The 11905-nt window shown below is 41.8% G+C and carries 11 protein-coding genes and 1 pseudogene; 8 read left to right on the plus strand and 4 right to left on the minus strand.

What is annotated here, in order from left to right:
• Positions 1–37 precede the first annotated feature (37 nt).
• Entirely contained in the window at positions 38–766 is a 729-nt protein-coding gene (rpaB, locus tag CDG76_RS08120; protein ID WP_012412029.1) for a response regulator transcription factor RpaB, read from the minus strand.
• Positions 767–936: 170 nt separating this feature from the next.
• On the opposite strand from rpaB, the gene radA reads away from it, so the two are divergent.
• The 3 genes from radA to CDG76_RS08135 all read left to right on the plus strand — a co-directional run bounded on the left by radA (position 937) and on the right by CDG76_RS08135 (position 3930).
• A complete protein-coding gene (gene radA / locus CDG76_RS08125) occupies positions 937–2463 on the plus strand; it encodes a DNA repair protein RadA (RefSeq protein WP_094348525.1) in 1527 nt (508 codons plus the stop codon).
• Positions 2464–2578: 115 nt separating this feature from the next.
• Positions 2579–3325 carry a Uma2 family endonuclease gene (locus CDG76_RS08130; protein ID WP_094348526.1) on the plus strand — a complete coding sequence of 249 codons (747 nt, stop codon included), beginning with the start codon at positions 2579–2581 and terminating at the stop codon, positions 3323–3325.
• 326 nt (positions 3326–3651) lie between these two features.
• Positions 3652–3930, plus strand: a complete 279-nt coding sequence (locus CDG76_RS08135) for a hypothetical protein (RefSeq protein WP_094348527.1) — start codon at positions 3652–3654, stop codon at positions 3928–3930.
• A 63-nt stretch (positions 3931–3993) separates the two neighbouring features.
• On the opposite strand, the gene CDG76_RS08140 is transcribed toward CDG76_RS08135, so the two are convergent.
• On the minus strand, positions 3994–4188 hold the full coding sequence (locus tag CDG76_RS08140) for a hypothetical protein (RefSeq protein WP_317616120.1): 195 nt from the start codon (positions 4186–4188) through the stop codon (positions 3994–3996).
• Between CDG76_RS08140 and CDG76_RS39580 the strand changes: the two are divergent.
• Both CDG76_RS39580 and CDG76_RS08150 read left to right on the plus strand, forming a co-directional pair.
• A pseudogene (locus tag CDG76_RS39580) lies at positions 4183–4332 on the plus strand (serine/threonine-protein kinase); the annotation flags it as partial. The gene CDG76_RS08140 and the pseudogene CDG76_RS39580 sit on opposite strands and share 6 nt — an antisense overlap.
• Positions 4333–4944: 612 nt before the next feature.
• Positions 4945–5757, plus strand: coding sequence for a Uma2 family endonuclease (locus tag CDG76_RS08150; protein WP_094348529.1), 813 nt, complete (start codon positions 4945–4947; stop codon positions 5755–5757).
• On the opposite strand, the gene CDG76_RS08155 is transcribed toward CDG76_RS08150, so the two are convergent.
• Positions 5749–5982 (minus strand): hypothetical protein, encoded by a 234-nt coding sequence (locus CDG76_RS08155; RefSeq protein WP_094348530.1) that lies wholly within the window; start codon positions 5980–5982, stop codon positions 5749–5751. The two genes, CDG76_RS08150 and CDG76_RS08155, sit on opposite strands and share 9 nt — an antisense overlap.
• Before the next feature lie 359 nt (positions 5983–6341).
• On the opposite strand from CDG76_RS08155, the gene CDG76_RS08160 reads away from it, so the two are divergent.
• Complete coding sequence (locus tag CDG76_RS08160; RefSeq protein WP_094348531.1) at positions 6342–7586, plus strand: serine/threonine-protein kinase; 1245 nt, start codon at positions 6342–6344, stop codon at positions 7584–7586.
• Between the two features lie 212 nt (positions 7587–7798).
• Here the strand turns inward: CDG76_RS08160 and CDG76_RS08165 are convergent, their stop codons facing one another.
• On the minus strand, positions 7799–8719 hold the full coding sequence (locus tag CDG76_RS08165) for a Tll0287-like domain-containing protein (RefSeq protein ID WP_094348532.1): 921 nt from the start codon (positions 8717–8719) through the stop codon (positions 7799–7801).
• Between the two features lie 294 nt (positions 8720–9013).
• Here CDG76_RS08165 and CDG76_RS08170 point away from each other — a divergent pair, with 294 nt between their 5' ends.
• Positions 9014–10903, plus strand: a complete 1890-nt coding sequence (locus CDG76_RS08170; RefSeq protein ID WP_094348533.1) for a serine/threonine-protein kinase — start codon at positions 9014–9016, stop codon at positions 10901–10903.
• 105 nt (positions 10904–11008) lie between these two features.
• Complete coding sequence (locus CDG76_RS08175) at positions 11009–11902, plus strand: SDH family Clp fold serine proteinase (protein WP_094348534.1); 894 nt, start codon at positions 11009–11011, stop codon at positions 11900–11902.
• Positions 11903–11905 lie beyond the last annotated feature (3 nt).

Genomic DNA, 11905 nt, shown 5'->3' on the forward strand with positions numbered 1-11905 from the left:
GCTCCCCCTGCTTCCCCTGCCCCCCTGCCTCATCTCCTCACTCCTCTCCTGGTTCAATAATCCGCTGGAAAAGATAACCAGTACCCCGTGCAGTGAGAATCAATTCTGGGTTGCTAGGATCGTCTTCTAATTTTGCGCGCAAACGTGATATATGCACATCTACTACGCGGGTATCCACATGACGTTCTGGTGTATAACCCCATACTTCCTGCAAAATTTCCGAACGAGAAAAAGCTTCTCCAGAGCGACTGACTAACAACTCTAACAAGCTGAACTCCATACCCGTCAATCGAATGCGCTCATCGCCTTTGTAGACTTGTCGCTTATTCGTATCGATTTTAATATTAGCGACATGGATTACCCCAGAACTGGGAATTCCAGAAGCTCCGTTTTTATCTACTCGCCGCAGCACCGAGCGAATCCGGGCTTCTAGCTCCTTGGGGGAAAATGGTTTAACTACATAATCATCAGCACCCAATTCTAACCCGGTGATGCGATCGGCGACATCACCCAAGGCTGTTAGCATAATAATGGGCACATCTGATTCTTTTCGTAATTCTTGACATACACCATAGCCGTCTAGCTTTGGCATCATTACATCTAAAACTACCAGGTCAGGCTCAGTTTTGCGAAAAGTTTCCAAAGCTTCTTCCCCGTCGCCAGCCGTCACTACATCGTAGCCAATCATGGAAAGGCGTGTTTCCAAAATCCGGCGAATGCTGGCTTCGTCGTCTACCACCAAGATTTTTTCTTTATGGCTTTCCAAGTTTCTCTAGGCTCCTTGACTAAAAATTTACATGATTAATTTTTAATACCATAATATTAAGATATCATTCCATGAATTGATTTGGAAAAAGCTCTAAATACCACTATTATTAGTTTTTAGTTTTTTTCAAGAATTAAGTAAATATTAAGATTATTTAATAAGATTTAAGAATGGCAAAGCCAAAAACCTTTTTCACTTGTAACGAATGTGGAGCAGAATCGCCCCAGTGGTTTGGTAAGTGTCCAGCTTGCGGTACTTACAACTCTCTAGAAGAACAAATTTCTATTCAATCCTCAGTAGATGTACCCAGTCGAGGGGGGGTGAGTAGTTGGCAATCCGCTCAAGGCAATGGCAAATCTCACAATAAACCAGCTAAAGCGCGAGCTTCTTTAACATTTGACCAAATTACGGATCGCCAAATTGCCCGATGGGAGTCTGGTTATGAAGAATTGGATCGGGTGCTTGGAGGTGGGATTGTCCCCGGCTCTATGGTGTTGATTGGTGGCGATCCTGGTATCGGTAAATCTACTCTATTATTGCAAGTATCAAATCAATTAGCGCAGAAATACCGCATCCTTTACGTAACTGGTGAAGAATCGGGACAGCAGGTAAAATTACGAGCTTCTCGTTTGGGAGTATCAAAACCCCTAAGTGTGGTGAATGAGGAGAATGTAACAGTAGTAGTAGAGACTAAACTTTCCATAGATCCTGACAGTATAGGTGCAGATTTATATGTACTGCCAGAAACAGATTTAGAAGAAATTTTACGGGAAATAGACTCTCTCAAGCCAAATGTCGCGGTGATTGATAGTATCCAAACGGTGTTTTTTCCGGCGCTGACTTCTGCACCAGGTTCAGTAGCTCAGGTACGGGAATGTACCGCAGCGCTGATGAAGGTGGCGAAGCACGAAGATGTCACCATGCTGATTGTGGGACACGTCACCAAAGAAGGAGCGATCGCAGGGCCAAAAGTTTTAGAACATTTAGTAGATACAGTGTTGTATTTTGAAGGCGATCGCTTTGCTTCCCACCGGTTATTACGCACAGTAAAAAATCGCTTCGGCGCAACCCACGAAATCGGCATCTTTGAAATGGTAGCGGAGGGACTGCGAGAAGTTTCCAATCCCTCAGAGCTATTTTTAGGCAACCGTGACGATCCAGCGCCAGGTACTGCCATTGTGGTTGCTTGCGAAGGCACTCGCCCGATTGTAGTGGAATTGCAAGCTTTGGTGAGTCCCACCAGCTACCCTTCCCCTCGGCGTGCGGGAACTGGCGTAGACTACAACCGCCTAGTGCAAATTCTCGCCGTCTTAGAAAAACGGGTGGGAATTCCCATGTCCAAGTTAGATTCTTACGTTGCTTCTGCGGGTGGGTTGAATGTGGAAGAACCGGCAGTAGATTTAGGGATAGCGATCGCAATTGTCGCTAGTTTCCGCGATCGCATAGTTGATCCCGGTACAGTATTAATCGGTGAAGTTGGGTTAGGTGGACAAGTGCGATCGGTTTCCCAAATGGAACTGCGGTTGAAAGAAGCAGCTAAGTTGGGATTTAAACGAGCGATCGTGCCAAAAGGAACAAAATTTCCCGACTTGAATATTGAGATATTACCAGTCTCTAAAGTAATAGATGCGATTATCGCCGCAATCCCCCATCAGGAATTGACAGCCGACGATTTAGAACCCGATGAAGATGAGTAGCTACTGGGTACTGGGAAATTGTTTCAAAATTTGGGAAGGGTCAAAGTAAATTCCATATTTTTACAAGTGAAAATCCAGTACCCAATCCCTTTTACAGACCAAAGGAAAACCCATCATGACAACCCTCACCCAAGACTACCAAATCACTTGGGAAAAACTACCCGATGATTACAAACTCCCCGATGATCCAGTGGACAACATCAATCAACCAGCATTAGCTGCTGCACTCACGGAAAGCCTACAATTAGCCGGAAAAATTTCAGTTAACACCCTAACAACAACTAATTACGGCATTTGTGCGACTCTAAACAACAAAATAGTCATTAAAGCGCCTGATTGGGCTTTCATTGCCAAAATTAATGTTAGTAGAGAAGAAGTAATACGCAGTTACACACCTCAACTACAGGGTGACATTCCGCTAATTGTGATGGAATTTGTTTCCGATACACAGGAGACAGAGTATTCTATCAAAGCGACATATCCCCCAGGAAAATGGTTTTTTTACGAGCGCATTTTAAAAGTGCCAAACTACATCATCTTTGAGCCAGACAGCGGTAGTTTCGAGATGTATCGCTTAACTACAGAACAGTACATATTGCAAGAGCCTGATGAAAATCAACGCTACTGGATAACAGAAATGAATCTTTACCTTGGAGTGTCGCAAGGTACTCGTGAAAACCGCACAGGAAAGTGGTTACGATGGTGGGATGAACAAGGAAACCTTTTACCTTGGGGAACAGAATTAGCCGAACAAGAACGCCAACGCACTGAACAAGAACGCCAACGTGCTGAACAGGAACGCCAACGTGCTGAACGACTAGCAGCACAATTGCGGGCGGCGGGAATTGAACCGGAAGATTAGACTTCCTGTAAATAATTTAGGTTTGCTAGATTAGTGAAAAATTTGCTAAATCTAGCATTTTTTTTAGAAAGATGAAATTTTAAATAATACCAATTACAGCCAAAAATTGAGAGAATTTTTGTTAATTAGGGTTTGCTAATAATACCAAAGCTAAGGCTAATTTATTCCCGTATAAACTTGAAAATTATTATTAATAATTTTCAAGTTTATAGTTAATAAGTATAATTTTATACTTTAATATAAAGACATGATAAAGGCGATCGCCTAATCCCGCGAAGAAGAATGCGATCGCCTTTATGTAACCCCTTTATCAGGAGACAAATACAATGATGGCACAATTACAAAAGTCTGCCCAATCACAGTTAAAGCAATACCTGGGTGAAAATTTAGATACACCCACCCGCAAGGAATCAACTGCACAGCCATTTCCCAACAGAGAACCGATTAAACATCTACTGATTGGTTCTCCCAAAGCCGTTAGAAGTACAATTCACTACTTGCAGGTAATTGGCTATGCCGGTGTAGGAGATTGGAGTCCACTGCTATCAACCGCCAACCCAGGTGAAGTAATGAGTATTTTAAGCCGGCAAATTTTAACGCAATAACCCCTATCTAACTTAGAATCCCGACTTTTCAAAAAAGTCGGGGATCTGAACAGCGCAAGGTTTCTATTTTTCCTGTCGTGGATCTTCACAGGGAGGATGAAAACCTCCTTTTATCCAAAGTTGCCGGGATTTTTGAATGAAGCGATCGCTACGGCGTTGATCATTCAAATCTAATCTATTACAAGTTGCCCGACCGATGGGTGTGATACCAATAATTTTTGTAGCATCTGCTGACCAAACAAAGTGTTCAGACCACATCAAGATAAATTACGGCATCACTTTCGAGATGAAGCTTTGAGACTGGCTTTGTGTCGCCATCCTCATATTGTGCAGGTAGAAAATGTCTTTGATGAGGAGAATTTGCCATGTATGGCGATGGAGTACATCGAAGGCGAAGATTTGGAGTGTCCGCCCATAGCCAAGGGCGGACAAGATGTCCACCCCACAAGTGATATCTCGTTAATTACTAACCTTGAGCAAGTTTCACCATTAGAGTCAAGTGGCATTTGATCCAAGGAAGCCGAACATTTAGAGATAATAGTAGCAGAAGCGATCTCAAAATTTGGCGTTAGCAGAGCGGTGCGCTAGCACTTCGCAGCTAGTTGTGAAATAACATTATTACTTCTTAGAACTTACGCATTGACAAAGACAGCCAACTGTGAATTACCTCTCGTTACAAGGCAGAGCCTTGTAATGCTCTTATGGGAGGCTCTGCCTAGAGTCAAACAAGTAGGCAGCAGCCCACCCTGCCTCGTTCCCAGGCACAGCCTGGGAACGAGGCAGGGTAAGACTTTTAGTTTAACAAGCTGACTATGCACATAATGGTCAATGTGTAAAGTGCGTAAGTTCTAACTTCTATAGGAATCCTATTTGATTGCGTGAAAAAACTCAGTAAACATCTATTCGCTTTTGTTCCCTATTCCCTGTTCCTTTTTAGAAGCTGTAAATTTAACATAATTAGTACGGTAGAGCCATAAAAGTAATAGCCGAAAAATATCAAACCCAATTTTGATTATGAATTCTTTTCCCCGTTACATCCCTCAATCTGACCCGCCGCTTCCTCCTTGGGAAACTCTACCAACGATGTATGATTTACCAAGTGACAACCCAGAGGAACCAGGCTTGCCAGACGATTTTCACTTTTTACAACCCTTACTTTTATACTTAACTTTTCAGCCCATTAACTGGAATCCCGAACTAGTTTACAGTGCGGCTGATCTTAATCTCTACTATGATCTACAACATCCTTTGTGGTATAAACGCCCAGATTGGTTTGGTGTAGTAGGTGTAGGAAAATTATATAAAGGGCAAGACTTACGGTTGAGTTATGTAACTTGGCAAGAACCAGCAAATCCCTTTGTGGTTGTTGAGTTATTATCTCCAGGTACGGAAGACGAAGATTTAGGCACAAGAAGAGAAAATGCAGCAGATAAACCTCCTAGCAAATGGGAAGTTTATGAGCGAATTCTGCGGATTCCCTACTATGTTGTATTTAGTCGCTACACTAATGAACTTCGGGCTTTTCAGTTAGTTGGCGCTCACTATGAACCGATGAACTTGACTAATGGATACCTACTGATGCCAGAGATAGATTTAAGTTTAGGCTTATGGCAAGGTTCATTTCGAGATATTGAAAGGTTGTGGTTGAGGTGGTTCACTTTGGCGGGAGAATTAATTCTCGCACCCACAGAGGAAGCGGCGGCGGCTACTGAACGAGCTATCATTGCAGAACAAGAAGCTGCTCAAGCCAAACGAAAAGTAGAACAATTAACAGAACGTTTGCGTCAGTTAGGTGTGAATCCTGATGAACTAGATGAATTATTCTAGCTTTACAAGTCTTTTCTTATACGCAGTATAATTTTCTGTTTTTGAGAAATTATCTGCACTAAAAACTTTGATAGCCGATGCCGAAGCAGCTATCTGATAACGATATTGGCTTCCAGAAAGATTAATTTTTGAGAGCGATCGCATATTTAGCACTTGAAATACATATAATATTCCTTTCGGCAAGTCTATAGCAACCTCAGTTTTTATGAAAAACCATGATGTCACGCTATATCCTTACTGTTCCTCAACTCAGTTTCAATTGGGTTACTAAGGGGAAAATAAGGTTCAGCAGCAAATCTCAAAGGCGATGCCCTGAACATTTGCAGATATTACCGCAGACACTGATTATGTTGCGGCGGCTAAAATACTTAAGTATAAGTAGTACGATCTAACTACTCAGGTTAAAATTGTCTATTTGGTAACACAAGACCATCAGAAAATTGTAGAAAAGTGTATTTCCTTGACTTGCATAGTGGTGCTAACCTCAATTTAAAGGATGTTATCAGCCCTTATCTGCTAGAGTTTCTGACTTTCAGCAAATTAGATAATTTATCAATAACAAAATCGCTAGGAGTGCGATGATGATGTCACAGTCCCCTATGACAAGACCAGAAATAGCTGCTGGAACTCTAATCGATAACCGCTATATTATCCAAAAACTTCTAGGACAGGGAGGATTGGGACGAACTTACTTAGCATTTGACACTCGTCGGTTTAATGAAGCCTGTGTTCTCAAAGAATTTGCACCCATTGGCACAGGCGAAAGTGGACTGGAACAATATCGTAACTTATTTAAAAGAGAGGCAAAAATTCTTCATCAATTGCAACATCCTCAAATTCCCAAGTTTTTGGCTTGCTTTGAAGGAGATGGCCGGCTATTTTTAGTACAAGAGTATGTTGACGGGAAAACATATTCAAGACTGTTAGGAGAACTTCAACGTCAAGGAAGAAATTTTTCTGAAGACGAAGTTATACAGTGGCTCAAAAATCTGCTGCCTGTTTTGGAATATGTCCATCAGCACAACATCATCCACCGAGATATTTCTCCTGACAATATTATGTTACCCGATGGCAAGGATCTGCCAGTGCTGATTGATTTCGGGGTAGGCAAGCAAATTGCTGATATTAACGAAGGGAGAAGTTCCAACCACCAAATAACGTTTGTTGGCAAAATGTCCCTTGTAGGCAAAGTTGGATATGCTCCCCGCGAACAGATTAGTTTGGGTTTATGTTCACCCTCTAGTGACCTTTATGCTTTGGGTGTAACTGCCATTGTATTACTCACAGCTAGAGATCCATCTTTACTAATGGATCAATACTCACTTGAATGGAACTGGCGTGATTATACCTATGTGACTGATGGGTTTGCTCAAGTACTTGATTGTATGTTGGAAGATAGACCTAATAAGCGATACCAAACAGCCAGCGAAGTTCTTAGAGATTTAGGCTATATTGGAGAACCAGAAGTAGCAATGTCTTCTGCAATCATGGTTGATGATTTGCCAGCCACAGTATTTAACCCTGAATTTCAGGCTATGTCGGTTATATCACAGTCATATAACCAACCTGAAGAAACAATTTTTAGTTCACCTACTAGTCCACCAAATGGACGACGAATTGAACAACAACAATCTTCACTCCAACCAGCATTTATCAAACATTGCCAGCAAGAATTAGCCTACCACATCGGCCCAATGGCAAATCTGATTATAGAAGAAATACTAGCTCACAATCCTTATATTTCAGCTGACCAATTTATTGAACTTGTAACTAAGGAAATTCCTAACTTTCAAGCAGCTTTTGAATTCAAAAAAAGCTTATTTTCATAGAGATTTAGAAATCATGAAATTGATGAATAATTTTTCATCTCTTAAGCAATTCTGTAAGTTTAAGTCAAGAGAGCTAATAAAAGTAACAAGGTTTTTTGGCAAAGCTACACGCAACATCTTCTACAGAAAGTTATTACGTTAGCGTAGGGGTAGCTAATCCACATACCCCTGCTCTTAAGCAAGCTAAACGCAGCGTCTCGTAGAGAACATGATTACGAATTATTGTAATCGCTTGTACCTCCTTGAGTACGTTTGATTCTTTTCATCGCCATTTCTAAACTTAACTGCATCCGTTTAAAGGCTTTAGCTAAATTACCGATTTCATCATTAGACATCTGCTCGAATTCAACTTCCATATGTCCCGTACTAACTTCTTCGGCTATGCGAGTCATGCGTTTGAGAGGCATCACAACTTGTCGATTCAAGAACAAGTTGACTAACAGGATAGTCGCTATAAATATAGCTGATACAATCAAGATAATTAGTAAGGAAGACTGATTGGCTTTGCTGATGACATTCTTTGCAGGTACTGATATAATCTGAGCGCCAACAATTTCATTAAGCTTCCACCCAAATCCATTAGCAGCACCATAAAGACTAATCATACTTTGAGGTGCAGCTTCAGGTACACTATGACAGACCAGACAGCTTTGTTCAGAAACTGCTAAGGGACGAGCAATATAAAAGATATCCCCTCCAGGAATTGAACGAAATCCACTAACTTCTTTAAGGTCTGATTTATTTCTGAACTGTTCTACAATTTCCGTCTCAAAACCGTCAGCCTTATCCCGAAGATTTGTGGGATTGAGAGTTGCTTCTTTATAAAAGAAATCACGGTAATCTGTTGTTTTCCGTAAAATTTCAAACACTTCTCGTGCTGAGTATCCAGGAACGGTTTGCGGCAAAAATTCAGTAGCTAATTTATCAACTAGCTCTGGATTCACTTGAGTACTGGTGTATTTACGAACAGAACTCATTGTTTGGATGAGCATGAGACCAGTGGAGCTAATATCTTGTTTAGCATTCTCCCTCAGTAGAGAAGAAAGAGTAAATCCACTCAAGCTCAGACCAAATGTCAAAATTACCAGTAGCAGAATTGTAAATTTTTGTTTCAAATTGAGATTCTTTAGCATAATTTTAGATTACCTACAAGTCAAATTATTATGAACAAATATGTCTAAAGTTACTGTTTACTCTACCATGAGCAATCAACTTTCATGTTTTCGTATAAAGGCATAGTTTAGGCAAAACTATGAGGGTATATCCAACTTTATACTATTAGTAATTATTGAGGTTAATAAAAATGTTATCTAAGTAATTAAGTTCCAAAAAGCTACAACAGCAATTCAAATGGAATTCCCAAAAATTCGTGTTGGCTGTTCTGATACCTTGCCAAAATAAATCCCAGCAATTGTCAAATATTACTAATGGTGTGGAATGCAGGAAAGTCTTTATTCGGGGGACGCTACATTATTGAAGGCCAATTAGGTGAAGGCGGAATTGGCATTACTTATCTTGCCAGAAATCAACGAAATCAACAGCGAGTGATTAAAACCCTCAAAGAAGAAATCCTGAATCACCCCGCCTGGATACTCCACCGAAACAAGTTACGGCAAGACTTTCGTGATGAAGCAGTTCGGCTGGCTGTGTGCCACCATCCTCATATAGTACAGATAGAAACCATCTTTGATGAGGGGAATTTGCCCTGCATGGTGATGGATTACATCGAAGGGGAAGACTTAGCACAACGCTTGAGGCGAATAGGGGTGCTATCAGAGGCAGAAGCACTACTGTACATCCGGCAAATTGGTGGTGCTTTGACCCTAATCCATTCTAAAGGACTGTTGCATCGGGATCTAAAACCACGCAACATCATGATCCGCATTGATAAATTAGAAGCAGTACTGATAGACTTTGGCATCGCTAGAGAATTTGTTCCTAATATGATCCAAAGGCATACAGTGTATCGTACTCCTGGTTTTGCCCCACCTGAACAGTATGAATCAGAAGCGCCGCGAGGAGAATACATTGATATTTATGCCCTAGCCGCTACTTTGTATAACTTGCTTACCGCAGTTGTACCAACTAGTGCAGATGATAGGCGTCACAATATTAATTTAGAACCACCACAATATTTTAATCCCAACATCAGCAACAGGGTAAATCAGGCTATTATGTGCGGCATGGATCTGGAGTCAACGTATCGTCCCCAGTCTGTACAGGAGTGGTTGGATTTATTGGGTTCTGATACTGGGGAAGATATAACTAAAATATCATCTACTTTAGTGATAACGCCTAGAGTGAAACTACCTGTACCTGTTGTATTAGATCGGCAGAACTGGCAATGTGTACAGACCCTCAAAGGTCATTCTAGTATGGTTCATGCGATCGCCATTAGCCCAGATGGGCAATTTATTGCTAGTGGCAGTAATGACAAGACCATCAAACTTTGGCAAGTCGGTACTGGTAAGTTAGTGCGTCAACTGGGTCGTTGGTCTTCTAGTCATTCCAGTATGGTTCATTCCGTCGCCTTTAGCCCAATCTCTTCAAACCTTTCTTATCAAGGCGAATCCGGCAAATCTGCGGGAGTTACAGACCTGAACCGGGGAATCTTAGCTAGCGGGAGTTGGGACAATACAATCAAATTGTGGGATGTCAAGACGGGTAAAGAAATTCGTACTCTCACTGGTCATGCTAATTGGGTAAATTCGGTTACTTTTAGTCCAGATGGCAAGTTTCTGGCTAGTGGCAGTGCTGACTGCACAATCAAACTGTGGCAGGTACACACAGGCATAGAAATCCAAACTTTCACAGGTCATTCCGACCCAGTTTCGTCAGTCGCCTACTCTCCGAGAACGCCTGCAACCAATAGCCAGGATAGACAACTAGTGGCTAGTGGCAGTAATGATTACACTATTAAACTGTGGCAAGTATACACAGGCAGAAACATTTACACACTCACAGGCCATTCTTTCTTTGTCAACTGTATCGCCTTCAGCAAAAATGGAGAAATTATTGCTAGTGGTAGTGGTGACAACACGGTTAAACTCTGGCATGTAAATACAGGCAGAGAAATTTGTACTCTCACAGGTCATTCTGATTCAGTTTGGTCAGTCGCCTTTAGTCAGGATGGACAATTTCTCGCTAGTGGCAGTTGGGACAACACTATCAAACTGTGGCACATACACAGTGGTACAGAAATCAGCACACTTACAGGGCATTCCAACTATGTTAGATGCGTTGCCTTCAGTCCCGATGGCCAAACCCTAGTTAGCGGTAGTGATGATGACACTATTAAAATTTGGCGAAGGGGGTAGTAAATAATTCGTAATTTTTCTATGAATCTACAGATAGAACTGCGATCGCCCCAAATTTGTGACAATAATGACGGCAACCGTTATTTTTGAACAAAAATAAATTATATGGGCTTTGGTATTGGTGATTTATTCTGGATTTTCCTCCTTCTGACTTCTTTGCAACCCCTTTGGCAAAAACGTCAAATAGAATATCGGCGCTTGCGTGCTTTACAACAATTCCAGCAGGAACGCAAAAGTCGGGTGATTTTGCTGATTCACCGCCAAGAGTCCATTAGCTTTTTGGGAATTCCCATATCTCGCTACATTACTATTGAAGACTCAGAACAAATATTGCGAGCAATTCGCCTAACACCGCCAGATGTAGCGATTGACTTAATTTTGCACACTCCTGGCGGTTTGGTTTTGGCTACAGAACAAATCGCTAGAGCGTTAATTCGCCACCAAGCAAAAGTCACAGTCTTTGTACCCCACTATGCTATGAGTGGCGGTACAATGCTTGCGATCGCCTCTGATGAAATTATTATGGATGCTAACGCTGTCTTGGGGCCAGTTGATCCCCAACTGGGTAATTACCCCGCAGCCAGTATCCTGAAAGTGGTTGAAGATAAACCCATCAGTGAGATTGATGACCAAACTCTAATTATGGCCGACCTCTCACGCAAAGCAATTCAGCAGGTACAGCGATTTGTGCGAACTTTGCTAAAAGACAGTATACCTAAACAAAAAGTTCTGCCAGAAAATATCGAACCGATTATCGAAGCCTTGACAACTGGGCGCGTCACCCACGACTATCCCATCACTATTGAAGAAGCAACAGAAATGGGGCTGCCCGTAACCGTCGGACTGCCCCATTCTATTTATGATCTCATGGATCTGTACCCACAGCCACAAGGAGGACGACCCAGCGTGCAGTACATTCCTATGCCTTACAACGATCTCCGTCCAATTCTACCTACACCCAAGGGCAGACCCTTAGAGGAACCAAATCAGATGACCTGAGGG

It is taken from the genome of Nostoc sp. 'Peltigera membranacea cyanobiont' 210A, from assembly GCF_002246015.1.
In the GTDB taxonomy this organism is placed as follows: Bacteria; Cyanobacteriota; Cyanobacteriia; order Cyanobacteriales; family Nostocaceae; genus Nostoc.